Annotated in this window: 22 protein-coding genes; 13 read left to right on the forward strand and 9 right to left on the reverse strand. The window is 60.1% G+C overall.

Going from position 1 to position 26,249, the window contains the following annotated elements; all coding sequences use genetic code 11:
- Positions 1-2: 2 nt before the first annotated feature.
- Positions 3-1,286: a hypothetical protein gene (locus ACN9MW_RS05310; RefSeq protein WP_426168295.1), complete on the forward strand. Its 1,284-nt coding sequence runs from the start codon at positions 3-5 to the stop codon at positions 1,284-1,286.
- 8 nt (positions 1,287-1,294) lie between these two features.
- On the opposite strand, the gene ACN9MW_RS05315 is transcribed toward ACN9MW_RS05310, so the two are convergent.
- The gene (locus ACN9MW_RS05315) at positions 1,295-1,591 is read right to left on the reverse strand and encodes a PsiF family protein (protein ID WP_426168298.1); all 297 of its coding nucleotides are present in this window, start codon (positions 1,589-1,591) and stop codon (positions 1,295-1,297) included.
- 125 nt (positions 1,592-1,716) lie between these two features.
- Here ACN9MW_RS05315 and ACN9MW_RS05320 point away from each other — a divergent pair, with 125 nt between their 5' ends.
- Positions 1,717-2,583, forward strand: coding sequence for a CsgG/HfaB family protein (locus tag ACN9MW_RS05320; protein ID WP_426168301.1), 867 nt, complete (start codon positions 1,717-1,719; stop codon positions 2,581-2,583).
- A 58-nt stretch (positions 2,584-2,641) separates the two neighbouring features.
- A complete protein-coding gene (locus ACN9MW_RS05325; RefSeq protein ID WP_426168303.1) occupies positions 2,642-2,890 on the forward strand; it encodes a DUF1059 domain-containing protein in 249 nt (82 codons plus the stop codon).
- On the opposite strand, the gene ACN9MW_RS05330 is transcribed toward ACN9MW_RS05325, so the two are convergent.
- Positions 2,887-4,041, reverse strand: coding sequence for a TIGR04552 family protein (locus ACN9MW_RS05330; protein WP_426168305.1), 1,155 nt, complete (start codon positions 4,039-4,041; stop codon positions 2,887-2,889). The genes ACN9MW_RS05325 and ACN9MW_RS05330 overlap by 4 nt on opposite strands.
- A gap of 198 nt (positions 4,042-4,239) precedes the next feature.
- Between ACN9MW_RS05330 and ACN9MW_RS05335 the strand changes: the two genes are divergently transcribed.
- The 9 genes from ACN9MW_RS05335 to ACN9MW_RS05375 all read left to right on the forward strand — a co-directional run bounded on the left by ACN9MW_RS05335 (position 4,240) and on the right by ACN9MW_RS05375 (position 15,850).
- Entirely contained in the window at positions 4,240-5,673 is a 1,434-nt protein-coding gene (locus ACN9MW_RS05335; protein ID WP_426168307.1) for a DUF2169 family type VI secretion system accessory protein, read from the forward strand.
- 30 nt (positions 5,674-5,703) lie between these two features.
- Complete coding sequence (locus tag ACN9MW_RS05340; RefSeq protein WP_426168310.1) at positions 5,704-10,797, forward strand: RHS repeat-associated core domain-containing protein; 5,094 nt, start codon at positions 5,704-5,706, stop codon at positions 10,795-10,797.
- Positions 10,798-11,179: 382 nt separating this feature from the next.
- The gene (locus ACN9MW_RS05345) at positions 11,180-11,491 is read left to right on the forward strand and encodes a hypothetical protein (protein WP_426168312.1); all 312 of its coding nucleotides are present in this window, start codon (positions 11,180-11,182) and stop codon (positions 11,489-11,491) included.
- 619 nt (positions 11,492-12,110) lie between these two features.
- Positions 12,111-12,446, forward strand: coding sequence for a hypothetical protein (locus ACN9MW_RS05350; protein WP_426168315.1), 336 nt, complete (start codon positions 12,111-12,113; stop codon positions 12,444-12,446).
- 58 nt (positions 12,447-12,504) lie between these two features.
- On the forward strand, positions 12,505-12,816 hold the full coding sequence (locus ACN9MW_RS05355) for a hypothetical protein (RefSeq protein WP_426168318.1): 312 nt from the start codon (positions 12,505-12,507) through the stop codon (positions 12,814-12,816).
- 298 nt (positions 12,817-13,114) lie between these two features.
- A complete protein-coding gene (locus ACN9MW_RS05360) occupies positions 13,115-13,414 on the forward strand; it encodes a hypothetical protein (RefSeq protein WP_426168320.1) in 300 nt (99 codons plus the stop codon).
- 665 nt (positions 13,415-14,079) lie between these two features.
- The gene (locus tag ACN9MW_RS05365; protein WP_426168323.1) at positions 14,080-14,481 is read left to right on the forward strand and encodes a hypothetical protein; all 402 of its coding nucleotides are present in this window, start codon (positions 14,080-14,082) and stop codon (positions 14,479-14,481) included.
- A gap of 304 nt (positions 14,482-14,785) precedes the next feature.
- The gene (locus ACN9MW_RS05370) at positions 14,786-15,346 is read left to right on the forward strand and encodes a DUF805 domain-containing protein (RefSeq protein WP_426168326.1); all 561 of its coding nucleotides are present in this window, start codon (positions 14,786-14,788) and stop codon (positions 15,344-15,346) included.
- A gap of 3 nt (positions 15,347-15,349) precedes the next feature.
- Positions 15,350-15,850, forward strand: a complete 501-nt coding sequence (locus ACN9MW_RS05375; protein WP_426168328.1) for a DUF805 domain-containing protein — start codon at positions 15,350-15,352, stop codon at positions 15,848-15,850.
- Here the strand turns inward: ACN9MW_RS05375 and ACN9MW_RS05380 are convergent.
- Genes ACN9MW_RS05380 through ACN9MW_RS05410 form a run of 7 tightly spaced genes read right to left on the reverse strand, consistent with a single transcriptional unit; the run spans position 15,828 to position 23,256 of the window.
- A complete protein-coding gene (locus ACN9MW_RS05380; protein WP_426168330.1) occupies positions 15,828-17,132 on the reverse strand; it encodes a DUF58 domain-containing protein in 1,305 nt (434 codons plus the stop codon). The genes ACN9MW_RS05375 and ACN9MW_RS05380 overlap by 23 nt on opposite strands.
- Positions 17,132-18,136: an AAA family ATPase gene (locus ACN9MW_RS05385; protein ID WP_426168332.1), complete on the reverse strand. Its 1,005-nt coding sequence runs from the start codon at positions 18,134-18,136 to the stop codon at positions 17,132-17,134. Before ACN9MW_RS05385 ends, ACN9MW_RS05380 begins: the two co-directional genes overlap by 1 nt.
- Complete coding sequence (locus ACN9MW_RS05390) at positions 18,126-19,454, reverse strand: DUF4350 domain-containing protein (protein WP_426168334.1); 1,329 nt, start codon at positions 19,452-19,454, stop codon at positions 18,126-18,128. Before ACN9MW_RS05390 ends, ACN9MW_RS05385 begins: the two co-directional genes overlap by 11 nt.
- The gene (locus ACN9MW_RS05395; RefSeq protein ID WP_426168337.1) at positions 19,451-21,037 is read right to left on the reverse strand and encodes a hypothetical protein; all 1,587 of its coding nucleotides are present in this window, start codon (positions 21,035-21,037) and stop codon (positions 19,451-19,453) included. Before ACN9MW_RS05395 ends, ACN9MW_RS05390 begins: the two co-directional genes overlap by 4 nt.
- Complete coding sequence (locus tag ACN9MW_RS05400) at positions 21,024-21,983, reverse strand: stage II sporulation protein M (RefSeq protein ID WP_426168339.1); 960 nt, start codon at positions 21,981-21,983, stop codon at positions 21,024-21,026. The genes ACN9MW_RS05395 and ACN9MW_RS05400 overlap by 14 nt, the downstream gene beginning before the upstream one ends.
- The gene (locus ACN9MW_RS05405) at positions 21,980-22,672 is read right to left on the reverse strand and encodes an RDD family protein (protein ID WP_426168341.1); all 693 of its coding nucleotides are present in this window, start codon (positions 22,670-22,672) and stop codon (positions 21,980-21,982) included. The genes ACN9MW_RS05400 and ACN9MW_RS05405 overlap by 4 nt, the downstream gene beginning before the upstream one ends.
- A gap of 38 nt (positions 22,673-22,710) precedes the next feature.
- A complete protein-coding gene (locus ACN9MW_RS05410; protein ID WP_426168343.1) occupies positions 22,711-23,256 on the reverse strand; it encodes a hypothetical protein in 546 nt (181 codons plus the stop codon).
- A gap of 404 nt (positions 23,257-23,660) precedes the next feature.
- On the opposite strand from ACN9MW_RS05410, the gene ACN9MW_RS05415 reads away from it, so the two are divergent.
- Complete coding sequence (locus ACN9MW_RS05415; RefSeq protein ID WP_426168345.1) at positions 23,661-26,213, forward strand: TonB-dependent receptor plug domain-containing protein; 2,553 nt, start codon at positions 23,661-23,663, stop codon at positions 26,211-26,213.
- Positions 26,214-26,249: the final 36 nt, after the last annotated feature.

The raw sequence follows: 26,249 nt of genomic DNA on the forward strand, positions 1-26,249 counted from the left end.
ACATGAAAAAAATCGTACTGGGAGGATTGGCCATGCTGATGGCTGGCAGCGCCATGGCAGCGTCGGTGCAGGACGTGGCGGAACGCTACCGCAAGCTGGTGCTGGCCATCGGCCAACACGACGCCAGCTATGTGGATGCCTACTACGGCCCGCCGGAACTGGAACAGCAGGCGGCGCAGGACAAGCAAAGCCTGGCGTCGATCAAGGCCGGCGTGGTGGCGGCACAGCGCGACATCGCGCAGCAGAAGGCCGCTGGTGCCGACGAAGCGCTGCGCATCGAGTTCCTTGCCAAGCAGCTCAAGGCCATGGAAGCGCGCGTCGAGATGCTGGAGGGCCGCAAATTCAGCTTCGACGAGGAGACCGCGTTGCTGTACGACGCCGTCACTCCGCATCACGACCGCGCCTACTACATGGCGCTGGTGGCGCAGGTCGACAAGCTGCTGCCTGGCGAGGGTTCGCTGCCGGAGCGCCTGAAAGCTTTCCGCGCCAAGTTCGCCATCCCCAAGGACAGGTTGAAGCCCGTGTTCGATGCCGCCATTGCTGCCTGCCGCGAGCGTACCGCTGCCTTCATGGCATTGCCGCAGAAGGAAAGCTTCGTGCTGGAATTCGTCGCCAACAAGCCGTGGTCAGGCTATAACTGGTACAAGGGCAATGCGCATAGCCTGATCCAGATCAATACCGAATTCCCGATCTACATCGAGCGCGCTGTGGACCTGGGCTGCCACGAAGGCTATCCGGGCCATCACGTCTATAACGCCTTGCTGGAGCAGGCGCTGGTCAAGCAGCGCAACTGGGTAGAGTTCAGCGTGTACCCGCTGTATTCGCCGATGTCGCTGATTGCCGAGGGCAGCGCGAACTACGGCATCGAAATGGCCTTCACCGACGAAGAACGGCTGGCCTTCGAGCAGAAGGTGCTGTACCCCTTGGCGGGATTGGACCCCGCCCTGGCGCCGCAATACGCGCAGCTCATGAAATTGCTCGGCAAGCTGAGCTACGCCGACAACGACGCGGCGCAGGCTTACCTGGAAGGGAAGTGGACGCGCGAGCAGACCATCGAATGGCTGGTGAACGTGGCCTTGTACCCGCCGGAGAAATCGGCGCAGCGCCTGTCCTTCTATGACGCCAACCGCGGCTACGTCATCAACTACAACCTGGGCAAGGACCTGGTCAAGGCCTGGGTGGAAAAACATGTGACGGCCACCGATCCGGTGGCCGCCCGCAAGCAGCGCTGGGAAGCGTTCAAGACTTTGCTGTCGTCGCCGCGCCTGGCCAGCGGCCTACGCTGATGAGCTGATCAGGCGGCTTTTTTCGCGCTCAGGCATTCTTTCATGAAGGCCTTGCGCTCATCGCCCTTCTTCCCTGCCGCGTCTGCGTTGCAGGTCTTCATCTTGTCCTGCTGCGTCGCCGGCGCGGCGGGTTTCGCACTCAGGCATTCCTTCATGAATGCCTTGCGTTCGTCACCTTTCTTGCCTTCGGCTTCCTTATTGCAGGTCGTCATTTTGGATTGCTGGGAGTTCTTTGCCGGCGCCGGGTCCGCGGCGAAAGCGGCGGAACAAGACAGGGCCAGGGCGGCAATGATCAGTTTTTTCATGAGGGGTTCCTTCTAACAGTTGAGTTGGTCTTGCGGTAGTAACTATACATAGATTTTTTGTCGATGTGACCTATTCTCAAAGGACGCCGATGAGTTCAAACGGTCGTTTCTACTGGGGAGTGAACATGGACAAGAACTTGAAAGGGGCAAGCTATGCCGGCCTGGCGCTGCTGTTGCTGTCGGCCTGCGCGGGCACGGATCCAAAACTGGGCGGGGCGCCAACCATGGCCACCGGTTCCGCGGGCGGCGCCACGGCGTCGAATGCGAATACCCAGTTGGAAAAATGTGACAAGCCGCTCGGCACGCTCGGCGTGGTGGAAGATACGGCTGCGCCGTGGTACCACCACCTGTCGCAATACAAGCTCGGCTCAACCGTGCCAGTGCTGCGCATGATGATCCAGCAATCGAATTGCTTCGTCGTCGTCGAACGGGGGGCGGCAATGGGCAAGCTGATGCAGGAACGGGCGCTGGCTTCGTCCGGTGAAATGCGGGCCGGCAGCAACTACGGCAAAGGCCAGATGGTGGCGGCCGATTACACCATGAGCCCGAGCATCACCTTCAGCCAGAAAGGCACGCAAGGTGTCGGCGGTGCGCTGGGCGGCCTGGGACTGCTGGGTAGCGTGGCGGGCGTTGTCGCAGGCGGCCTGAAGGCGAACGAGGCCTCGACCACCTTGCTGATGGTGGACAACCGTTCCGGCATCCAGCTGGCGGCGGCGGAGGGCAGCGCCAAGAACTATGACTTCAACGTTGGCGGCGCGCTGTTCGGCGGCGGCGGCTTCGGCGCGGCCGGTGGCTATTCCAACACGCCGGAGGGCAAGATCCTGATCGCCTCCTTCATGGATTCGTACAACCAGCTGGTGAAGGCGGTGCGCAACTATAAGGCGCAGGAGGTTGCCGGCGGCATGGGCACGGGCGGCGCGCTGGGTGTGCAAGGCGGATCGACGCCGGCATCCAAAGAGCTCGAGAAGAAGGCCGGCAAGAAGAAAAACTGAGTTCCATTGCGGGCCAGGCGAACTATAGTGTAAGTAGCTCTTCGGAAGGGAGGCCGCCATGACCCGCAAATATATCGACTGCCGCGAATTCCCCAGCGATGCGCAATGCAGCGTCGCGATATCGGCAGACAACGAAGACGAGCTGCTGGAAGTGGCCGTCCAGCACGCCGTCTCGGTCCACAAGCATGCGGACAGTCCTGAACTGCGCAGCGCCATCCGCGGCATGATCCATGAAGGCATGCCGCCGGAACATGCGATGCCGCCCGGCGCCACGACAGGCGCGCCGGAAGGCGTCAGGCCGCACTAGGCGGCTTGCTCCGAGGGCCGGGTTTCCAGGTAGCGCAGCAGGTCGCGCCCGAGCACGCGCAGGCGCGCTGTCTCGACCTGGCGCTTCTTGTAGGCGTCATGGCTGGCTGGGCCTTCCAGCGTGCGGCCATGGCTGGCCTTGTCCATCAACTGGATCTCGTACTCGAAGAAAAAGCCGACGTCGTAGTCGGGGCCGCCGCTTGCCGGGTCGTCCGGCGGCAGGTGGATCATCTTGCGGACCGTGACCTGGATGCTGTTGAAGCCGGCGCCGCTATGCGGGTTGTCGGCCCGAGTTTGCGGCGACGAGATCGCCATCAGCTCCGCATCCATCTTTTCCAGTAATTCAGCCGGGTAGCCGTCGGCCGCTTCCAGCAGGCAGCGGTACTGGGTGAACACTTCCTTCGCGGCCTCCATGTCGAGCAGGGTGTTGCGGGTACGCTGGGAGTCGACATTGGTGACCGATATCAGGTGGGCGCGCTGCAGGGTGCGCAGGGCAAGCAGGCATTCGAAGCGCGTGTTGAACACCAGCCGCACGCCGAGGTGGTCGAAGATGTCGGCAGCCAGGTAGGCGGCCTTTTGCAGCAGCTTCAGCAGGATACTGCCGCGGCTCTTGTTGTTCTTGCGGTCAAAGTGCAGCAAGGGCAGGCAGGTTTCGCCATCGCTCAGGTAGAACTGGCCGTCCTCTTCGCGGATCACTTCGTCCAGGCTAGCAAACACTTGCTGGCGAATGGTGTTGAAGTAGCGCAGCTTGAGGTTGTTATCGATGTAGAAAATGCCGTGCATGACCTTGAGCACGGCGCAAGACCACATGCGGCGCAGCTCGACTTGCTCATTGCCGTGCAGGGAAGCGAATACCAGCAAGTCCAGCGGGTCTTCCGGCGCCATCACTTCCGGCGGGACCAGGGCGGCCTGCACGGGGGCCAGGAAGCTGGTGCAGATGAAATCCAGCGCTTCAGCGTGGGCGCGGGCGATCACTGCGCGCGCATGCGGGTTGTCGATGTCGAAGCCGTATTCGCGCACGAACTGGCGCGCGTCATGCTGGTTGCGCAGGGCCAGGCCGCCGAGGTCGATGGCCGACACGCCGGAGGCGATGGCATTCAGGTAGGTCCAGTTCAGGGAAAACTTGCCCTGGCACTTGAGTGAGGGATGCATGGCGGCGTTCGTGAATTGGTGCAACCGTCCAGTCTTTAAAGAAAGTATCGCAGTCGCCGGTGCAAGCCGCAAGCGCGGTGTTGTATCGAAATCGGCCCTGCGTCTTGGCGGGCTGCGCACGATTGAAAATCGCATTTACAACGACGTTATTATTTTAATAATATAGTGTCGGCCGAAAATTATTCTCCTGAAATAACAGTGATTCCATCCATTCCCAGCCTGCGATTTGATAACCGTACCGAGTTCGACGCGCTGCACTTCGATACCCTCGACCAGAACGGCGTTGCGTTTCACGTGATCGTCGCCAAGACAGGATACCGCATGGCGCCGGGTGAAACCGCTGGCATGGCCAGGCTCATTCCAACCGATGAGCCGCTGCCGCTGTACGACAAAGACCAACACTATGATGACGATCTGGAAAAGAGCGTACGGGTAGAAAGCGACCTGGCGCCGTACAAGCCGCTCTGCGATGTCGTGGTTATCGGCGAAGCCCATCCACCAGCCAACGTTAAGGTGCCGCATTTCCATGTCGGGCTGCGGCTGAGTCATCCTGATGCGCCGGCGCCGACCCCCGAGCGGCCGCGCCCACTCAATCCCATGCAGGCTTTGTCGCCCGCTGTTTTCGAGGAATGGCAGCGGCAGTTGGAAATCGCGGAGCGAACACGCCTACCCGGCAAGGTCCTGGTCGATAAGACCTTGAACGTGACGGGGAAGCGCTATCTGCGTCGCCGTGCCGCGCCTGTTCGATGGCTGGGGGGCTTGCTGCGTGCCGCGCCGTGGCGACTGACATCCGCAGAGCCGGCAACGGCTGTCCCGCTGCGCTACGAGTCGGCTTTTGGCGGCGAGTGCCGCGTGGAGCGCGCCAGTGGCCTGACGAAACGGATTCCAAAGAAGCACCGCCTGAAAGATGGGCAGGCCGCCAATTATCCAACGCCGCCTGGCGCCCCGGACGCGCACGACAGCAGCCAGCAAAACCCGGCAGGCTGTGGTTTCAGCAGGAAGTGGTACCTGGACGCGACCCGGACTTCCGAACTGCCAGCGCCCTGCATTGAGTATCCGGCGCGGCCGTTCAGTGCGGACTTGTTCTGGAAGGTAGCCCAAGGACAAACCGACCTGGAAACTGCCGGCATGGGATATGTGGGGCGTGGGTGGCTGCCCCGCCGCACGCTGGTCGGTACGGTCGAAGAAAAGTCCGACTGGCAGGAAAACGAGATACCGCTTCTGCCCAAGGATTTCGACTTCCGCTATTGGAATGGTGCCCCGGATGACCAGCAGTGTCCGCACCTGGTTGGCGGCGAGCAGTTCCGGCTGACCAACTTGTCGCATCCTTCATCGACCCTGGCGCAGCTTGACCAAGCGGGCAACCGTCACCTGGCCTTCACCTTGCCGCAGCAGTCGCTGTTTGTCATGGGCGCAACGGAGGCGGGAGGGATTGCGGTCCTGCCGCTGGCGATCGACACTGTCGTGATCGATATGGAAGCCGAACGGCTTGAATTGGTGTGGCGGCTTGCCATTGTCGCCGACGGAGAATTCGAGGACGTTCGCCTGATGCACGCTACCGAACCCGAGCAGCTGGCACGCCTGAACGAATGGCCGTCCGCCCAGCCTGGACCCGCTCCCCTGGCCGCCTGATACACCACACAACCCGCAACAAGAATCGCCATGGCTCACGAAACAGTCACCAAATCGAAACGCTTCTACTGCGTAAGCCTCAGTCCGGACTTCTGCAAGACGCCAGTGGGAAGCAGCGTTGTCGTACTCCCTTACAACATCAAGGGGGAATTCAAGGACGCGGCCGACGCCTCAAGAAATGTCAAGACCCAGGGCGAACCGGTCCTGCTGCACAACAAGAGCTTCATCCCGAACATCACAGGTGATGAACGAGGCACCTTGGGTGGCATCAAGAGCCAGACCTACCTCAAGCGCGCGCAGCCAATGGAGTTCAGTTCGACCAAGGGATCGAATGGCGCGCAGACGATACAGGAATCGCGCCTGATCTACATGAACGACAAGAATACGATCGGACGTATTCACGAACGCCAGGTGCAAGCGCCGCGTCCGCGGCTGACAATTCTTGGTGTCGAACTGCCGACGTTGAAAGAGGCTGCACAGGAATACAAGGATAAGTACTCCGAACCGATGCACCAGTTCGGCGGCAAGGCAATGGATGTCGGCGGCAAGATCGGCATGGGCAGCGCCGCGCTGGGCGGCGCTGGACTTGCGGTCGGCGCCACCGGCGTCGGCTTGCCGGCAGCGGCTGTGATGGAGACTGGCGCTGCAGCCGGTGCTACTGTTGGCGGCGGCGTGGCTGCTACGGGGCTTGCCGTTGATTCGACGGCTACTGCACTTGATAATGCCGCCAACTTCGTCCTCACCGGAAAGGCGCCTGACGTGATGGGCATGGCCGGCGATATGGCATGGAACGCTGCGGAAAACCTCGCTCTGAAAAAGCTGCCCTTCGTCGGCGGTTGGATCAAGAAACTGGCAGCCAAGAAGAATGCCGTACCAGGCAAGACCCCGACACCGCCCAAGAAAGCGCCGCCAGAACCCAAGAAAGCGGATGGTGGCAAAGGCGACAAGGAAGGGCATGATGGTGGGAAGACCAAGAAGCCCAAGGGAGAAAAAGCGGACAAACCGTCCGACTGCTGCCCCAAAAATGGCGCGCCGGGCGGCAAACCCGTGAAAAGCAAACGCCCTGTGCACTTTGGCACTGGGGAAGAAATCCTGCAACAAACGGACTTTGTATTGGAAGGACCGACACCCCTGGAGTGGGTCCGGACGTATCGATCCGGTTCCGAAACGGAAGACTGGGGCGTATTGGGCGCGCGTTGGGCGACGCCTTTCACGAGCTCAATCTCAGTTTGCGCCCAAGGCATTGTCTATCATGACGACAGCGGGCGTGCACTGCGCTTGCCCATGCTCGCCATCGGCCAGGAGCACGATAGCAGAGCCGAAGGTTTTACCTTGCGCCGCGACAGCGAAAATCAGATCACGCTGGTTTGGCGCGATGGGGCGAACGATACCTACCTCTCAGGACCGGATGGCTGGCTGCCGCATGGTCACGAAGGCGTCAACGCAATGCTGGCGCCACGCGCTCCGGTGCGCGCCCAACGGTACTATCTGGCCCGGCACGCTGGCCGTGACGGCAAGGGCATCCAAATCGAGCGCATCCACGAGGCCAAACCCGGAGAATCGCTGCTGCGTATTCGCACCGACGACGGGCTGGCGCTCGAAGCGCTGCGTGCTGACTATCTACCAGAAGAGGTGGCTGACGATGCGCCAGTAGCAATGCCACGTATTGGCCGTGTTGAACGAGTCGACGCCGATGGCAGCCGCCAGTGCCTGGTGCGCTACAGGTACGAAGCCAGCCTCATTGACGCCAGCGATCCTCTCACCCCATTCCCACTGCGCTGTGATCTGGTAGAGCAAACTGACCTGGCCGGCCAATCGCGTACCTACAGCTATCAGCATCACCTGCTTAGGCAATACACCACTTACACAGGGTTCGCGCACGGGCTGGAATGGGTCAGCCTGGCCTTTCTACGTGAACGCTGGGCTGGCTCCCTACTCGGATCCCCACAACTCGCTGAACGCCATCCGATCAACTTCAACAACAGCTATCAGGCGCGCGCCATACGCACCAGCACGTCCGACGGAAATGGCGAAGTACAGATCGACTATGTTGATGCCGACACCACCCGCGTCACTGAAGCTGACGGCGGTGTACTGGAATACAGCTTCAACGCCAACTGGCTCGCGACATGCGTGCGCCGCATTGGACCTGATGGCAACGCACGCGTACTGGGACGGCGCGAATGGGACCGTGACGGCATGCTGCTGGCCGAAACCGATGCCGAACACAATGCCACACGATACGAGTACGACCTTGCCGGCAACCTGACGTCGATCACCGATGCCCAAGGCCATACGACCCATATCGAATATGATGGCCACAACCAGCCCATCGCCGTCACCGATGCGCTGGGCCATACCACTCGTAGCCGTTATGACGAGGCCGGACGCATCGTCGAGCGCATCGATGCATTGGGTCACAGCACCGGCTATGCCTACGATGCGCAAGGACGCCTGTCGCTGCTGACAGATGCACGCGGCGGCACTAAGCGCCTTGTATATGACCAGGGCGGTCGACTGGCTGCGTACACCGATTGTTCCGGCTTTACCACGCGCTACAACTATGATCGGAATAGCCGCCTGGCCGAGCATATCGACGCCGCCGGCAATACCAGCCATTACGTCTACAATGCCCACGGCCAGCTCGCAGCCGTAACGCGCCCCAATCAAACGACAGAGCAATTTGAATACGACGCCGAAGGGCAACTGCTTGCCTATACGGACGGCAAAGGCCAGGTCACGCGCTATCGCTACAATGGGCATGGCCAGCCAATCGAACGCATCGACGCCAAAGGTCAGACACTAAGCTATGTCTACGACAAGGCGCTCCGCTTGATCGAACTGATCAATGGTAATGGCGAGTCATATCGCTTTGCTTATGACGCCGAAAGCCGGCTGGTCAGCGAAACAGGATTCGATGGCAAGACCACGACCTACACGTACAACCAGGCGGGCCAGCTGATTGGCGCTGCCTGCAATGGCGTGCAAACTGATTTTGCCCGCGACGCGCTGGGCCAACTGCTGGCGAAAAGCAGCCCCGATGGCGCGGTGCGCTACGCCTACGATGCGCTTGGGCGCTTGATTGCGGTGACGTCGCCGCAGGCCGAGAATCGCTTTGAATATGACCCGCTAGGCCAATTGGTTGACGAACGTGTCGCTTATGCGCTGGCCGCCCCACGCCTACCTGACACCCCAAGAGAGTATGTGGCGGCCTTTACGATGACCCATGCCTACGATGAGCTGGGCAATCGTATTCAGACTATCCTGCCCAACGGCCGCCGTATCGACACGCTGCGCTACGGTTCTGGCCATTGGCATGGCACGTTATGGCAAGGTAAATCACTGGTCGATTTGGAACGCGACCAGCTGCATCGAGAAACTACGCGCCAGCTTGGGGGCGAACGGGAACGGCTGACGGAGAGCCGAAGCTACGACCCGCAATCGCGTCTGCGCACCTTCACATTGAGTAAAGGAGCTGAGCGCCTGCGTGAGCGACGTTACGATTATGACGCTGCGAGCAATCTGACGCTAATCGACGACCTATCAAGCGGCAGTACCCGCTACACCTATGACCCGCTCGGTCAGTTGCTCTCAGCAACTCAGCGCGACTTGAAGGAAACGTTTGCCTTCGATCCTGCCGGCAATTTACTGGATTCAGATGTAAGTGGGAATCCGGTTCAAATCGACACCCGCAAGGTTCTGCGTGAATTGGATGAGCAGCCAACCAATATAGCGGCCATTCCGCCAAAGCTGGCCAAAGTCACGCATAACTTGCTGCGACAATACATGGGGTATGTGTATGAATACGATGTGCAGGGGAACACCATTAGCAAGCGCTTGCGCGTGGCAGCAAGTGCCAACGATGAAGGCGTCCTTGAATTTTCCTACGATACAGAAAACAGACTGACGACAGCCACCCGCACCTTTGCTCATTCTCGGCAAATTGCACGCTACAGCTACGATGCATTTGGAAGGCGCATTGCCAAGCAGTTGACCTCACAACGCTGGGACGCCAGGAATGCCGCGCCGTCCGCCGAGGTTACCGATACGGACAGTCTCACGCTCTTCGTCTGGGATGGCGACACCTTGTTGCAAGAGGTGTGGCCGGACAAAACAATCACATATCTCTACGAACCGAACAGTTTTGTGCCCCTCGCCCGAATCGAATCGGGGGAAGGGGCTGCTTGTTATAAGCCGGCCAATAGTCATCTATGTCGCATAGAGGAATGGGCGCTACCCGGCGTCAAAAATGATCCGGATGCACATGTCGAGTTTTGGCAGGTGCAGCAGGAATTCAATAAGGCGCAGGTCCATCGTGCAGAATGGATGCAACGGTTCGAGCAGGCTGACGGCAACTCCAGCGCTGACCACGTGCTTCATTATCAGTGCGATCACCTTGGTACGCCACTTGAGTTGATTGATTGCCACGGAGAGATTTTTTGGTCGGCGCGCTATCGAGCCTGGGGCGGGGTCCTGCGCTATGGCGTGGTGAATGTGGTACAGGCGCTGCGATTTCAGGGACAGTACTATGACGAAGAGACGGGACTCCATTACAACCGGCATCGCTATTACGACCCCAGTATAGGGCGTTTCCTGTCGCAAGATCCTATTGGACTCAGCGGCGGCGAAAACCCCTACATTTATGGACCGAACCCGACGAGGTGGACCGATCCTAACGGGTTGAAGCGCACTCCTCACGTTGGAAATTGTGCCGATGACGTAGCGCGTAGTGCATTGGATGCCGCGAATGCCAAAGCGATTAAGAACAACAAAGAATATGGTGGGCTGATTTATGAAAAGGGTGGCAAATATTACGCGACAATACCGGTTCCTGGAACCGGTCGTACATTCAAGCCAATTTTTGCTTTACCGCAAGTTCCGAGCGGGGCGACAGTGGTTGGAGACTATCATACGCATGGTGATTATTCTCTCGAAGGCAAGAATGGGAGTGTAATTCGAACAAGCGATCCGTTGCGGGATAGCTTCAAGAGCGACAATTTTTCTGACTCGGATAGGCGGACACACATGTTCGCATCGCAAAAAAATAAGTGCCACAAGTCATATCTAGGTACCCCAAGTGGCAAGTACAAGGTCTTACAGGGAGGGATTGAGCATGAATTTTGATGGAGGACAGATGTGGGAATTAGATCACTATCCGAAAGACTTTAATCTCCCTGGGAAAGTTATAAGGGCGGCAAGTCTTGCGTACGAGGAGTTCGTGTCTTTTTCTAAGGGAGAATGGTCACTTGATAATTATGAGATCTGTCTCAGCATCACTAAAGATCTTCAGTTCTTATCATTTTCGTTTATTCCGGACCCTGCTTACGAAATAAACGGCTTACCTTTTGAAATTTCGGCAAATGGCATGTACAAAAACGGTAGAGGCGTGGTGTACGTTTTTCGAATCGAGGATTACGCATTGATAAATAGAACATTTATGAGATAAGCGTAAATACATGCTTAAATGCGGATGCAAAGTGCTTTGGTGTCTTCTTGCGAGGAAATAATGAAGAGTGGTAGTGAGGCGTGGGATTACTTGACAACAAATTATCCGGGAGACTTTTTGTTTCGCGGTAAAGTTTTGAAAATTATGAGCCTTGCTTATAGGGAGCTTTCGAAAAAGCCAAGTGCGGATGAGTCATTAAATAGTTGTGATGTGCAAATTGAAATCGAAGACAATTTGCAGCGCTGTTATATTACATTCAATTTCGCCGCTGATGAAAATTCCGGGAATCGTGGTGAGAGTGTTGCTGAAATAATAAGATACGAATATGATCTAAATAATTTGCAATTAGTGGACGTAATTCGAATTCATTGAGATTTAACTTGGCTCGTCGTATATTACTGGATGAAGATATTGGTGGTGGTGCTATACCGGAAATGGCGCGTGATCAAACAGCCTCACCGTCGGGCACCTCGAATGACTGACAATCTGAGTGTCGGCGTCGAAGAATAGCCGCATAAACGGCGGCGCCGTCGACCCCCGCAGTTTTCATGCCATTTCACTACCCGAATCCTTTGATTTAGGCGGTTCAGACGGACTTCGCGCCTCAGAGGCCGAAATTGTGGCCTCTGCCAGATAGCAAAGGCTCCGCAAGCCGTAGCGGCAGCCTTCCTGTTCAGATGGATTGTGGCGCGGGCCAAGCAGCTTAAGCGCGGCATTTTGCCGCCAAGTAGCGCTTCGGACAGCGGCTTATCTTTGCTGCCTTTGCGCTAAATGTGCATGCGGTAGCCTTAATTGGGCCGCTATTACCTCAGTAGGAAATGGCGGCTGTCCACTGTGTTCGGGGCCAGTTCGCGGCGCCGATTTATCGACCGACACAGGCATAGCCGCGAAATCGACATGTCGCTCAAGCATCGGAGCGCGTCGCCAAGCTTGGTCATTTTTCTTGGTACCTCAAGTGGTAAATATGAGGCTCTACAAGGAGGTATTGAAAGTGAGTTCTTATAACGATAAGTTGCTGGGTTTGGATAATCTCTTCCAGCGGAGCTTTATCTTTTCTGGCGAAGTCGTTAAGGCAGCGAATCTAGCTTACGCAGAGTTTATGCGGTTATCAAAGGGCGCATGGTCTCTGGAAAGTTATTCAATATGTTTTAGTGTTACGGATGACAATAGGTATACTTCCTTTGCATTTATGCCAGACCCAGCTTATGAAGTAAATGGAATACCGTTTGAAGTGGCGGATAGAGGGATGTACAAAAATGGAATGGGGGTGGTGTACATCTATCGGTTGGTGGACTATTCGTTGGTTAATACAACCTACATGCGATAAGAATCGCCGCTAGAGATGCTTAGTGCAGAAATGATGAAATTACTTAGAGCGGTGAACTATGACGGAGAATAATGGTGAATGGGCTAAATTAAAATCGAATTTTCCCGGTAATGCGCTGTATAGAGGCAAGATATTAAAGATTATTAGTCTTGCATATGAGAAATATCTGGAGCGCGGAGGGGGCGATGCGTCATTGAAGCATTACGATGTTGTTGTTGAAATAAACGAATCCGGTGAGACTGTTGAAATTTTGTTTTCCTTAAGAAATTTAGTTGAACCTATAGATCCAACGGCTGATCTTATTGAAATTTTTGGTTTTACCTTTAATTTTGAAGACTGTGGATTAGTTGATGTTGCAACGGTACGGTAAGAGATAATCATAGTAGTAGTAGAGGAACGGGGCGTGACGGCACCGCCGCTTTCTATGCGGCTATTTGAAGTGTCGCAGGGCGGGCTTAATAAAATTGAGAATTAATGAGTACACCAACTACCGAACAATTTTATGTGCTGGAAGATGCGATCGCTGTCTTTTGCCTTTTAGGGAGATACTTCCTTCCATCGAGCCAGAGTTTGTTTATTATTTCAATAGGGCAATCTTTGCGGAAAGGCGAGAGCATTCGTTCGCTCACAAGAAAAAATAACCGCCGTCGATGATATATGGTGATTAAATGGATGATATGCTAGGAATAAAAAAAGATGCCCTGTTCAGCTCTTTCGCTTCCCTGAATTGGATTGATGTAAATTTATTTCGGCTCGGAACGAACATGGGAGAAATGAATTTGACGAAGCAGGAATCTGCTGAATTGCTTTTGGATTTTTTTGTGAAAAACGATATTGGAAACAAAATTGCGGACATAAAACAAACGCTGCGTGAGGAGATCGAGCAATATTTGGATTTTGATGAGTCTGGAATAACCGATCTTGATCGGATTTGCCAGAGGAAACTTAGCGAATGTCCTCCAGTGTAAGGAGATTCGACTAGCGGGCGCCTCGAATGGCTGACAATCCGAGCGTTGGCGTCGAGGAATAGCCGCATAAACGGCGGCGCCGTCATCCACGCTATTTTCATGCCATTTCATTATCCGAACCCGTTGAATTAGGCGGTTCAGACGGACTTCGCGCCTCAGAGGCTGAAATCATGGTCTCCTCTAAGTAGCAAAGGCGCCGCAAGTAGTAGCGGCAGCCTTCCGGTTCAGATGGAGTGTGGTGCGGGCCATGCCGGTCGAGCGCAGCATTTTGCCGCCCAGTTGCACTTCGGACAGCGGCTTATCTTTGATGCCTTTGCGCTAAGCTAAATGTGCATGCGGTAGGCTTCATTGGGCAGTCGATCTTGGCGCTTTGTGATTGACATAGCCATAGATACCCCGGCTGGTGTTGGTCGGCTCGCTCTTGAAAGTCCAAATCGTTGTGCGGCCTCGAATCTGACTCGAGTCGCGCAGTCCGGCGAAGCGGTGGAAGCTGAAGCAATCGAGCAGTTGGAATTCCATCTGTTCGTTCGTCCGGCAATTTATTGAACAGTTGCTGGATCAGCAGAATCCGCACTATTACCTAAGTAGGGAATGGCGGCCATCCACCGCGTTCGCGGACAGTTCGCGGCGCCGATTTATCGACTGACACAGGCATAGCCGCGCGCATGCCAACACATCAATATCGAGCGCAGGGACGGGAAAAAGTGCTTATCAATATTACCGGCGAAGAGATGATTGATGAAAAATTCAATGCGCTTATCGAGCGCGGGAAACAAGTAGGAAGCTCATTTAGCTTTCCTCGCGGAGGTGAAACGTTTTGGATAACGCTTGCTGTCCAAAAAGTCGGAGCTGAATATTTTGCTCACATTGCGCTAATCAAAGAAAAGAACATGGACCGCGAGAAATTCGAACTGTACGAAACATGGGCCTTTCCAACTCTTGAAAAGGCTATTGACTATCTTCAAATGCATAGCCCCAGCCCATTCGCGATAACCAGTCTTTCAACGTTTAAAGGACAGAAAGGATTCAACCCGAAGGCTGAGGATATTCTTCGTGAGGTACCTTAACTGTATTGCAATCGCCACCGTTATTACGACACCGATACTTAGCCCGCGCCATGCTGCAGCTGAACTTGAAGGCGGCGGCCTGCAAGTTGTGCCGCCTCTGCTCTCAGAAAGAAGGGAAGTTCTCGACGTCCTGCCGCCGCGCCCCGTCTGACCGCCGGCTCCCACGCGCTCACGTTGGAAGACGCTGTTTATCACTGCCTCGCCCCAGATCGGCCAAAATTCCAGGTCACATTAGTAAAAAAATAATGTAAAATTTTCTCGGTAGTAACTCTAATAACGATTCAATACCCCTTTAGGAGCAACCGTGAGTAATCCATATTCGATGCCGCAAGCGCCGCTGGTCGAACGCCTCAACAGCGACGAGACCTACATGCCGAAGTTCTTTTCCCTCAGTGGCCGCATTGGCCGTGTGCGTTACCTGGCATACGGTTTCGGCGCAGGCCTGCTGATGATGCCTGTTGTGTTCCTGTTGGCGGGCCTGGGCGCACTGACTGGCTCCAGCGCCAACAGTGCCGGCGCGGCGGGCGCCATCGGCGGCCTGCTGGGCTATGCCCTGTATCTGGTTGCCATCCTGAGCCAGGTGCGCCGCCGCCTGCATGACCTGGGCAAGTCCGGTTGGATGGGCCTGCTGATGATTGTCCCGCTGGTCAATATCATTTTCGGCCTGTGGCTGTTGTTCGGCTCGGGCGATGAGGGTGCCAATGAATACGGCCCGGCGCCAGCACCGAACACGACTGGCGTGATCATCCTGGCGTGGATTCTGCCGATCATCATGATCGTCGGCATGATGGCTGCGATTGCGATTCCTGCTTACAGCGATTACACCGCCAAGGCGCGCGCCGCGCAGATGCAAGACAGCCAGTAATGCATGCATAACCCTTACGCCGCGCCCCAGGCAGGGCTGGAACTGCCGTTCGCCCCTGTCGGCGAGGCGCGGCTGTTTTCCTGGAATAGCCGCATCGGGCGCTGGCGGTTTGTGGCGTACTGCATGCTGGGCGCTCCTGTTGCGCTTCTGTACGCCATCGCACTCGGCACGGCCTTCGGCACGGCGTGGGTGCAAAAATACATTCCCCTGCAATCCGGGCTCCACGATGCCTTGAGTTTTTCAGTCCCGCTGGTTTTCCTGCTGGCGATCGTGCTGGCGACGCGCCGGCGGCTGCACGATTTCGATGTCAGCAGCTGGTGGGCGCTGTTGCTACTGTTCCCCTTCTTGCAGATCATCTTCCTGATCTACCTGCTTATCGCACCCGGTACACCGGAGGCCAACCGTTTCGGCGCGGTGCCCGCGCCGGCAGACCTGGGCGTGAAGCTTGGCGTGGCGCTCGGTTGCGCCTTGCCGCTGGCGTTTACAGCGCTCCGCTTTCTTTGATATCGAGGTAGCGGTTCAGCAGGGCGCCGGCCAGTTGCTCCGGCGCGACGTCGACCAGGTGGCCTGAGCGCAGGCCGAGGCGGCGGATCGCTTCCTGGCGCTGCTGCAGGTAATGCTCGCTGGCTGCCAGCCGCAGGGCGTCGTCGAAATCCTGCACCGGCGCCACGCTGGCGGCGTCCAGCGCGCGCTCGCGCAGGCTGGCGCACAGTACCAGGTGGCGCGAGGACAGCAGGTCGACCGCTTGGCGCAGCGCCACGTCGTCTTCATCGCGCACATTGGTCACCAGCACCACGAAGGCGCGCCGGTTCAGGCGGTTCAGCAAGTCGTTGGCGGCGCGCAGGTAATCGGGCGCGGCTTCGCCTGGCTGCAGGTCGTAGACCCCGGCCAGCATGCGGTCCAGGCCAATGCGGCCCTTGGCCGGCGCCAGCCAGCGATGGTCGACGCCAAAACTCATCAGCCCCACCGCGTCGCCCTGCTTGCCCGCCACGAAAGCCAGGGTCAGCACGGCATACAGTGCGTGGTCGAAGTGGCTGGTGTCGTCGTCGCGCGCCAGCATGCGGCGGCCGGTATCGAGCAGGAATACTACCTGCTGGTCGCGTTCGAGCTGGTATTCGCGGCTGATCGGCTTGCGGTGGCGCGCCGTGGCTTTCCAGTCGATCGAGCGCAGGCTGTCGCCGCGCCGGTATTCGCGCAGTTGGCGGAAGTCGGTGCCTTCGCCGCGTTGGCGCTTGACCAGCGAGCCGGCGGTCGGCGCCTGGCGGTCGGTGGCGCGCAGGGCCTGGCCCAGCAGGCGCGCCACGTCGGGAAATACCTTGGTGGTCTGCTGCGGCCCGATGCGGTGTGTGGCCTGCCACAGGCCCAGCGGTCCGGCCACGCGCAGCCATGGCTTGCCGAAATTGCCGTCGCCGCGGTCCAGCGGGCGCACGCGGTAGGTGAGTGTGGAAAACGTACCGGGCGCCAGGCGTGTCGCATGCGGCATTCCTTCCAGTTCCCAAGCTGCTGGGTAATCGTCAAACACCTCAAGCTGCAGCGCGGCCTTGCCCTCGTTGTGCAGGGTCAGGCGCACTTCGTGCCAGGCGCCGACCGGCAAGACGCCTGCCATGCTGCGTTCCGCGCGCAGGGCAGGCCGACGCCGTGCCAGCAAGGCATCGGCGCCGGCGGCCAGCAGCAGGGCGCCGCCGAGCACTTGCCATGGCGCCTGCAGCAGCGGCCAGACGCTGGCCGGCACGCCGAGCGCGGTCAGGCCCATCAGGGCCAGGAACATACGGCGGGTTGGCTTCATCAGTTGCGCGGCGCGGCGACGGAATCGATCAGCGCAGCCAGCACGTCGTCGGCGCCCAGGCCATCGAGCTCGCTTTCCGGCGACAGGGCGATGCGGTGGCGCAGCACCGGCAGGCTGGCCTGCTTGATGTCGTCAGGGGTGGCGTAATCGCGGCCCGCCATCAGGGCTATGGCGCGCGCCAGGCGGACCAGGGCAATGCTGCCGCGCGGGCCGGCGCCGACTGCCACGCCGGGCCACTGGCGTGTTGCGCGCACCATGCGCACGGCGTAGTTGGCGACTGCCTCGTCGACGCGGATGCGGGCCACCAGCTGCTGCAGTGCGACCAGGATCTCCGGCTTGATCAGGGTGCGCACCTGTGCCACTTCAAGCGCGTCGCCGACGCGGTCCTGGGTCACCGCCAGCAGCATCGCGGTTTCTTCCTGCTCACCTGGGTAGGCGATGCGCGCCTTGATCAGGAAGCGGTCAAGCTGGGCTTCCGGCAGCGGGTAGGTGCCTTCGCTTTCCAGCGGGTTCTGGGTGGCCAGCACCATGAAGGGCGCTTCCAGCGTGTGCGCTTCGCCTTCGATGGTGACCTGGCGCTCCTGCATGGCTTCCAGCAGAGCGGACTGGGTCTTGGCCGGCGCGCGGTTGATTTCGTCGGCCAGCAGCAGGTGGGTGAAGACCGGACCTTTGCGGATGCTGAAGGTCTGCTGGCGCTGGTCGAAGACGGCATGGCCCATCACGTCGGCCGGCATCAGGTCGGGCGTGAACTGGATGCGCGAGAATTCGCCGGCAAAGGTCTTGGCCAGGGCCTTGACCAGCAAGGTCTTGCCCAGGCCCGGCACGCCTTCCAGCAGCACGTGGCCGCCGGCCAGGCAGCAGGCCAGCACCTGTTCGACCACCGTTTGCTGGCCGACGATGGCGCGGCCGATTTCCTCGCGCAGGCGTTGCACGATGTCGATCGCCTGTGCCAGGCGGTCGGCCGGAATGGCGTTGTTGGTGGAGGCGGACATGCTATCGCTCATGATGGGCTCGCAATTGTTGGAGTATTGAAATTTGTCGTGTGAAGTCGGCGGCGCGGCTGGCCGGGGCGCCAAGCAAGGCATCGCTCACTTGCGCTTCCGGCAGCTTGGCCAGGCGCGCCAGGCGGCGCGCGCGTTCGGCCGGACCGAGGGCGTGCAGTTCCGGCAGGCGCCGCAGCAGCTGCTTCTCGGTACTCTTGCGCACGGCCTGCAGCAGCAGGGCGCGCCCTTGCGGCAGGCGCCACAGCCAGCGGCCGCTGGCTTCGATATGCTCGATCAGGGCGCGGCGCGCAGTGGCTGCTTCCGGCAGCATGGGGCCGAAGCGGCGCGAGGCGCTCCAGGTCCACAGCAGCAGCAGGGCGGCCAGGCCCAGCACGACCAGGCGGGCGTGCTGCCACAGCCAGGCTGCCCAGCCGACCGGCTCGTTGTGCTGCACCAGCATCACCTGGGCATTGGGCCCGCTTTGCCCGGCCAGCAACAGCAGCAGCTCGCCGTGGTCGAACTGGCGCAGCGCGTCGTTGTCGAAATAGCTGTCGGCGGCATCGACCGCCACCATGGCGACCTTGCCGCGACCTTCGCCATACACCAGCACGGCCAACTCGTAGGTGTCGCCCCACAGCGGTTTCGGGCCCTTGCCTTCGATGCGTTGCAGGGTATCGGAAGGGCGGGCCAGCTCGATGGTGTTGGCGGCGCCCGGCGCGTTGAGGCACACCAGGCGCGGCGGGCCGGCGGGCTCTTTCGCGGCCGCCGTTTCTTCTTCGCCTGTCTCGCTTTCCTCGTCTTCCTCGTCCTCGGCGCCTTGTTGCCCGGCCCTGGCGGCAGCGCGCTTCTCGCGGCGGCTTGCCTCCAGCGGATCGATGCGGCATGTGTCGTCCATGCGGGTGCGGCCCGACATTGCCACGCCAAAGTGCTTGCCCAAAGGGTCGGTCGACTGATCGGGGGCGCCATCCGGACCGGCTTCGCCGGCGTCGGTGTCGTCAACCCAGTCGGGGGTCATGATCAGGGTGTTGCCGCGGCGGACCCAGTCCAGCAGCAGCCTGGCCTGGCGTTCGTCCGGCGGGCGTGCATAGCGCGACAGCAGCATGACGCCGTCCGGCAACTGGTTCAGCAGCTGGTAGCTGAGCACGGGCTCCACGCGCACCTTGTGGCCACGCGCTTCCAGCAGCCGCGTGGCCGCCAGCATCGGGTTCTTTGCCTGCGCTTCGGATATGTGGTGCTGGCCGCGCCACACCTTGTGGAAGTACAGGTGCCATAACTCGTAGCCGGCGCCGGCCAGCAGCACGGCAACGATGGCGATGATGATTGAATAGCTCCGCTTCATGCTGCCTCGCGGTCGAAGTGTGCTTGCCAGCTTGAGCACAGCGCCGCCACCGTTTCAGCGGCCGGCCAGCGCGCGCCATAGGCCGCGTTCAGCCAAAGCGTGGTGGCCTGGTCGGCCAGTGCCAGGCTGGCGCTATCGAGCGTGCCGGCGGCGTTGGCGCTGCGCGCCTGCGCCAGGCATTCGCCTTCCGTCGCGCCGTGGTGCAGTTTGAGTGACTGGCGGCTGACCAGGCGCGACAGCGTGGCGCGGTACAGCAGCGCCAGCGCGGCACGCTGCTGGTCTTGCTGCCACAAGGCGCGCACGGCGCCGGCCACATCGGCCGGCAGGCTCTCTTCTCGGATATCGAGGCCGCCCACCTCCGTGGCCAGCCTGGGCTCGGGCGCTGCCGCAAGGCTGAAGCGCAGCGGCGCGGCATAGCGCCACAGAAGCCAGGACACCAGGGCAACCGCACCGGCGATCAGGGCAAACTTGAACACGCCGGCCAGGATGGCGGCCAGCCAGCGCGGCACCAGCGGCGGGGTCTTCGGCTTTACCTGTTCCTTTTCCGGCGGAACGCGCAGCTCCCATTGTTCGCCGCAGCGATAGCCGCGCAAGTCTTCGTGCGCGAAAACCTCGTCGAGCTGGCGCCGCACTGCGGCTTGTTGCGGCGACAGGTCGGGCCCGCGGCCGCTGTCCTGTTTCCTGAGGCCGTCGGGCGGCTCGCATGCGGGGACCACGGGCGGGGCGCTGGCGGCCGGCGCGGCTGCCTGCACCGGCGGCGGCATGCCGAGCAAGGCCATGGCCAGCAGCGGGGCTGCCATCAGCACGCTGGCGACGTGGCGCGCCGCGGCCGGCCGTGCCGGAGGACGCAGCTGGCGCAGCACGATTTCGATATCCCAGGCTTCCAGCGTGGCGCGGCGATTCAGGTACAGGGTAAACGTGCAGGCCGTGTAGACCGGGCCGATGATGGCACAGGCCAGGCACCATGCCGCCGTGCCCAGGGCTGCCTGCAGGGAGCCCTGGTCGGTCAAGCCGAACAGGGCGAAGGGATTGGGCGACTCGCCCGGCATGAACAGGCCGATCAGGGCCAGCACGCCCATCATCAGCACGAATTCGAAGGTGGCGCAGGTGCTGCCGAACATCAGGGCGGCGCCGCCGGTGCCGTTGCGGGCAATGGTGGCGCGGCGCGCGGTGGCGACCTTGCCGCGGGCGCGTTCCAGCACCCATACCGGCTGGTGCAGGCCGCGCCCGGCCATGAAGGGGCGCCACCAGGTCAGCATGCGGAACCAGCCGCCGCCCAGCTCGCGCGGCCAGGCGCGCAGGGCGTCGCGCCAGCTGGTCTGTTCGCCGAAAACCTGGCGTGCCAGCACGTGCAGCGGCGCGCGTTCCAGCAGGGGGCGCAGCCACCATGGCAGCAGCCAGCCCAGGGCCAGGTCAGGGTAGTACCAGCTGATCAGCACGGCCAGCGCCGACAGCGGCAGCCACAGGGCCAGCCAGGCGCGCCATACGTCGGCGCCGCCCGCATGCAGCAGGGCGAAACCAAGGTCCAGGCCTTGCGCATTGCTGCGCGGGCGCAAATCAAGGCGCAGCTTATCGAGTTGCATGCACGCCTTTCTCGCGGCCGGCGAAACCGAAGAACAGGAAAACCAGGGCCCAGCACACTGCGCCGACGCTGTATTTGACGGCCGGGGCAAAGGCGCTGGCCGACCAGAAGGCCTCGAAGAAGGCTGCCAGCACGGTGAGCAGGGCGGCGCCGGCCACCACCGGATACATCTGGACGCTGGCTTCCTGCAGGGCGCGGCGGCGGCTCAGGCGGCCCGGCTTGACCAGCGCCATGCCAAGGCGCACGCCGGCCACGCCGGACAGCACCAGGCCTGTCAGTTCAAAGCTGGAATGGGTCACCACGAAGGACCAGAAATTACTGCGGGTGGCCGGATCGAGGCTGAGCCAGGCGGCCACCACGCCCATTTTCATGCCGTTGAACAGGACGCTCAGCAAGGCGGGCACGCCGCCGAAGATGCCGCTGGCGAATGTACGGAAGCCGATCGAGACATTGTTCCAGATGTAGTGGCCGAACATCTGCAGGTCGCCTTCGCTGCCGCCGCGGCCAGTCTTCATGCTGGAGGGGGCGTACATCTGGTGCATGCGCGTCAGTTCGTCCGGCGAGGCGAACATGAAGGCGTTGTGCGAGTCGTGCCATACCAGCGCGCCGATGGCGATGGCCGGCCCGAGCAGGCAACACAGCACTAGCAGCAGCAGCTTCCATTCGGCGCGTACGCGGCGCGGCAAGTCGGCGCGCAGCCATTGCAGCAGCACGGTCGGGCGTTCGGCCGCCACCCCGTACAGGGCGTGGTGGCAGCGCGCCACCAGGCCGTGCAGGTAGGACACCAGCTGCGGCGAGTAGCCGCGCTGGCCGGCCAGGGCCAGGCACTGGCACAGGCGGCGGTATTGTTCGGGCAGGGCTTCGCGGCCTTTGGCGCGCTTGGCCAGCAGGGTATCGATCTCGCTCCACAGGGGACCGTAAGTTGCCTCAAACTGCGCTTGCTTCATCGGACCAATCCTGCGGCCATGCCGCGCAAGCGTTCCAGCGAAGCGTCGCCCTCGCGGCCGGTCAGCGGCTCAGCGATATCGGCCAGTTCCAGCATGCGCGCGTGCGGCAGGCGGCTTTCGCGGGCAAACAGGTCGGCCAGCGCACGCTGCTGCTCCGGCGTCAGCGGAAAGGGCAGCGGCAGCGGCGCCGCATCGGGCACTTCGACGCGCTTGGGCGGCTTGTCGCGGTACACCACCTGGGTACCGGCCACGATGTCGCCCAGGCGGCGGAAATGGCGGTCGCACAGCATGGCCAGCAGGCCGGCGGCATACAGCAGCGGCAGGAAGTCGGCCACCATCAGCAGGTTGCGCAGCACCGACTCGCGCCAGCGCACCGGCAGGCCGTTGGCGCGCAGCACCTGCAGGCCGACGATGTGCTTGCCCAGCGTGCGGCCGCCGGCGTATACCTCGCACAACACCGGGTAGGCCCAGTAGGCAAGGAAGAACACGATCGCCGTCACGCCGTTTAACAGTTTTTCGGAAGGGATGACCGCGCCCAGGATCGAGATGAGGAAGCTTGCCCCCATGCCCCAGGCAACGAAGTCGATGGCCCATGCGTAGCCGCGTGCCACCGGACCGGCAGGAACAAGCAGCAAACGCACGCCTTCGGGGGTGGTCAAGGACAGGCGTCCGTCGAGAAGGGAATTCATGCCATTTATTTAACCATAAAATTTCCTCCTTGGAAATATTAATGGAAATGTTTTATGCCTGCCGCCTCTTCGATTTGCCGGTAATCGCGTGCCTGGCGCACGCTGCCGATGGCTTGCCAGATGGCCTCGATCCGTTGCGGATCGCGCTGGTAGGCGCCGCGTCCCACCATCAGGTACAGGTTGACAGTGGAATAGGGCAACTCGGCCTGCTGGACCTTCCCCTTGAAGCGGGGATCTTCGTGCACCAGCTTGCTCGCTTCCAGTCCCTGCAGGATGGCGACGTCGAAGCTGCCCGTGGTCAGCATGCGCAGGGCGTCGGCAGCCGACTTCACGGTGTCATGGGGAATATAGCCGCGTTCACGCAACTGCTGCCCGACCAGGTAGCCGGTCTGCACGATCACGACCTTGCCGGGCGCCAGCAATTCGTGGCCGTCCCAGCTGCCTTTACCGCCCACGCGCAGGAAGACCAGGGCGGCGTCTTCAAATAAGGCCCGGCCAGGATCTTCGCGCCCGTCGGGCAATTGGGGAATGCGCGACCATGCGCGGCGGTCAATTGCATCCGCTGCACCGACTACTGCATCCACCTGGCCAAGTTTTAATTCATTTAGGCAACGCTTCCAAGGTTTCGGTGAATAAATAAATTGTTCATTCAGGAGTAATTCAACTCGCTTTAATAATTCAAAATTCAGGCCTTTTCCAGCGGGCGTGCTCCATGGCCTCTGGTCGACATCTTCGTAGCAAAGGCGCAGCGGCGGGCCTTTCGCGGCATGGGCAGCCATGCCGGTCAGCAGCGCCAGCAGCACGCAGAGGCTTTTGTAGCTCATGCCATAAAGATTATCACGGCATTTTTATGTTCCAGGCGACTTCATAAAAAAGATCCATACATGTTGTATTTGTGCATGTAAAACGGGAAATAATAGACGGATGAAAATGTTGCATATAAATTCTTCCCTAGTTTTTTTAAAATCTGTATGGAAGAGAGAAATACATGAATAAACATTTTCCGATTGCAGCATTAATGTTGTCCGCCAGCCCGTTTGTGCTGCTGGGCCAGGCCCACGCACAAGCACAGGATGCTGCGCCTATCCAGGCGCAGCAGGCTGCCGACAGCACCACCGACGAGATCCAGAAGGTGGTCATTGTTTCGACCGGTAGCCGCGGCTCGCAGCGCACCATGGTGGATACCCCGGTCCCGGTTGACGTGCTGAGCTCGCGCGAACTGACCAAGACCGGCCAAGTCACCCTCGACAAGTCGATGCAGTTCCGCGTCCCTTCCTTCAATACCGTACAGACCCCGGTCAATGACGCGACCTCGCTGCTGGACCCGTACGAAATCCGTAACATGGGCCCGAGCCGCGTGCTGATCCTGATCAACGGCAAGCGCAAGAATATGAGCTCGCTGGTCTACACCCAGACCTCGCCAGGCCGCGGCGAATCCGGCTCCGATATTTCGGCCATCCCTGCCGATGCGATCAAGCGCATCGAAGTATTGCGCGACGGCGCTTCGGCGCAATACGGCTCCGACGCGATCGCCGGCGTGGTCAACATCATCCTGAAGGACAATGCTGAAGGCGGCTCCGTCACGGCGCGTGCCGGCATCACCCACGAACACGATGGCGGCATGGGCGGCCTGAGCGTCAACCAGGGCTTCGCGCTGGGCGGCGACCGCGGCTTCTTCAACTACACCATCGATGCGTCGCGCGTGAACCTGGCCAGCCGCTCCGGCGCGGTAAGCGCAGCCGGCGAATCGAGCGACTTCGGCGCGCCGCTTTCTGAAGTGCAGGCCTTCCTGTCGAAATATCCTGACGCCCGCAACATCAACGGCTCGCCGAAGACCAAGGCCTACAAGGGCCTGTTCAATACCCGCTACGATATCGGCGAAGGCGTCGCGATCTACGCCAACGCGGCGTATGTGAACAAGAAGATCAACTCCTTCGCGAACTACCGTACTCCTTACTGGCGTCCGACCGATTACGGTTTGTTGCACCCTGCAGGAACCCCGTACGAGGGCTATCAGCCGACCTTCGACGGCACGCTGGACGACTACAATGCCACCGGCGGCGTGAAGATGGACCTGGCCGGCTGGAATGCAGACTTCAGCCTGACCTACGGCGGCAACAAGCAGAAGTACGACGTCGACCACTCCGTCAACCGCAGCATGGAAGACGCCGTCCTGGCGGGTACCAGCACCGAGCACTCGCCGACCCACTTCTATGCTGGCGGCGTGGAGTTCCAGCACTACGTGTTCAACGGCGACATCTCCCGGCAGCTGACCGATACCGTCAACTTCTACGCCGGTACTGAACTGCGCCACGAGAAGTTCGAAGTGAAGGCGGGCGAGCGCGCATCGTGGCAGGGCAGCGGGGCGGACTCCTTCGCGGGCAACCATCCGGACAACTCTTTCCCATCGTCGCGCTCCAACTATGGCGTGTATGCCGGCTCGACCTGGGACATCAGCAAGGACCTGCTGGTTGATGGTACCGGCCGCTGGGAAAAATATACCGATTTCGGCTCCGCATTCGTGTGGAAGCTGTCTACCCGCTACAAGGCGAACGATTGGGTGACGCTGCGCGCATCGGCCTCGAAGGGCTTCCGCGCGCCGTCGCTGGCTCAGATCTACACGCAGAAGGCGCAGTACTCCTTCGTGCCTGGCGGCGGCATCCAGGTGTCTGGCCTGGTGAACAACGTGTCGGCGCAAGCCGCTGCGCTGGGCGTGCCTAAGCTGAAGGCGGAGAAGTCCGACAACATCACGCTGGGCCTGGGTCTGAAACCGGATGAAAACACCAGCGCCACCCTGGACTACTACAACATCAAGGTGAAGGACCGCATCGTGCTGGGCAAGGAAATCGTGCCGACCGGCGATCCTTCCCAGCAGCTGGACCAGATCCTGGCGGCAAATGGCATCGTTTCCGTCAGCTTCTTCGTCAACGCAGTGAAGACTCGGACCGAGGGTCTGGATTACGTGCTGTCGCGCAAGAATATCCCGCTGGCGGACGGCAAGCTGACCCTGAACCTGTCCGGCAACTACACGCACAAGAACGAGCGTGACGGCGCGGTCAAGAATCCTACGATTGTGGCGAACGCCGGGCAGTCCGTGCTCGATGCGACCCAGGAAGCGCTGATGTTCACTTCGCGTCCGAAGTTCAAGACCATCCTCGGCGCCGACTGGGACTACAAGAAGCTGAACCTGTCGGTCAACAATACCGTGTTCGGCCCGACCCGGTTCCGCCAGGCTGGCCTGGACAGCAACCTGGAAACGAAGTTCAAGACCAAGAACGTCACCGACTTCGCCCTCAACTACAACCTGATGCCGAACGTGACCGTGTCGTTCAACGTCAACAACGTGTTCAACACCACCCCTGAGTGGGAGTTCAAGGCCCTGAACGCCGAAGGCCAGAAGATCATCGACGACCCGAACGCCAAGGCCATCCAGCGCAACCTGATCACCTTCAACGGCCGCTACGACATGGTGACCTACGACGGTTCGCATTTCAGCCAGCTTGGCCGCACCTATGCCGCATCGCTGAACTACCGCTTCTAAGCCGCAATCCGCTTGCTGCGAAAACCGCCCCCCTGG

Source organism: Pseudoduganella sp. R-34 (assembly GCF_049904655.1).
Taxonomy (GTDB): domain Bacteria; phylum Pseudomonadota; class Gammaproteobacteria; order Burkholderiales; family Burkholderiaceae_D; genus Rugamonas.

Coding starts and splice junctions, on each gene's coding strand:
- ACN9MW_RS05310 (WP_426168295.1), top strand. CDS start 3: ATGAAAAAAATCGTACTGGGAGGATTGGCCATGCTGATGGCTGGCAGC.
- ACN9MW_RS05375 (WP_426168328.1), top strand. CDS start 15,350: ATGCATAACCCTTACGCCGCGCCCCAGGCAGGGCTGGAACTGCCGTTC.
- ACN9MW_RS05385 (WP_426168332.1), bottom strand. CDS start 18,136: ATGAGCGATAGCATGTCCGCCTCCACCAACAACGCCATTCCGGCCGAC.
- ACN9MW_RS05340 (WP_426168310.1), top strand. CDS start 5,704: ATGGCTCACGAAACAGTCACCAAATCGAAACGCTTCTACTGCGTAAGC.
- ACN9MW_RS05400 (WP_426168339.1), bottom strand. CDS start 21,983: ATGAAGCAAGCGCAGTTTGAGGCAACTTACGGTCCCCTGTGGAGCGAG.
- ACN9MW_RS05365 (WP_426168323.1), top strand. CDS start 14,080: ATGCCAACACATCAATATCGAGCGCAGGGACGGGAAAAAGTGCTTATC.
- ACN9MW_RS05330 (WP_426168305.1), bottom strand. CDS start 4,041: ATGCATCCCTCACTCAAGTGCCAGGGCAAGTTTTCCCTGAACTGGACC.
- ACN9MW_RS05355 (WP_426168318.1), top strand. CDS start 12,505: ATGACGGAGAATAATGGTGAATGGGCTAAATTAAAATCGAATTTTCCC.
- ACN9MW_RS05405 (WP_426168341.1), bottom strand. CDS start 22,672: ATGAATTCCCTTCTCGACGGACGCCTGTCCTTGACCACCCCCGAAGGC.
- ACN9MW_RS05345 (WP_426168312.1), top strand. CDS start 11,180: ATGAAGAGTGGTAGTGAGGCGTGGGATTACTTGACAACAAATTATCCG.
- ACN9MW_RS05415 (WP_426168345.1), top strand. CDS start 23,661: ATGAATAAACATTTTCCGATTGCAGCATTAATGTTGTCCGCCAGCCCG.
- ACN9MW_RS05390 (WP_426168334.1), bottom strand. CDS start 19,454: ATGAAGCGGAGCTATTCAATCATCATCGCCATCGTTGCCGTGCTGCTG.
- ACN9MW_RS05395 (WP_426168337.1), bottom strand. CDS start 21,037: ATGCAACTCGATAAGCTGCGCCTTGATTTGCGCCCGCGCAGCAATGCG.
- ACN9MW_RS05360 (WP_426168320.1), top strand. CDS start 13,115: ATGGATGATATGCTAGGAATAAAAAAAGATGCCCTGTTCAGCTCTTTC.
- ACN9MW_RS05325 (WP_426168303.1), top strand. CDS start 2,642: ATGACCCGCAAATATATCGACTGCCGCGAATTCCCCAGCGATGCGCAA.
- ACN9MW_RS05320 (WP_426168301.1), top strand. CDS start 1,717: ATGGACAAGAACTTGAAAGGGGCAAGCTATGCCGGCCTGGCGCTGCTG.
- ACN9MW_RS05380 (WP_426168330.1), bottom strand. CDS start 17,132: ATGAAGCCAACCCGCCGTATGTTCCTGGCCCTGATGGGCCTGACCGCG.
- ACN9MW_RS05315 (WP_426168298.1), bottom strand. CDS start 1,591: ATGAAAAAACTGATCATTGCCGCCCTGGCCCTGTCTTGTTCCGCCGCT.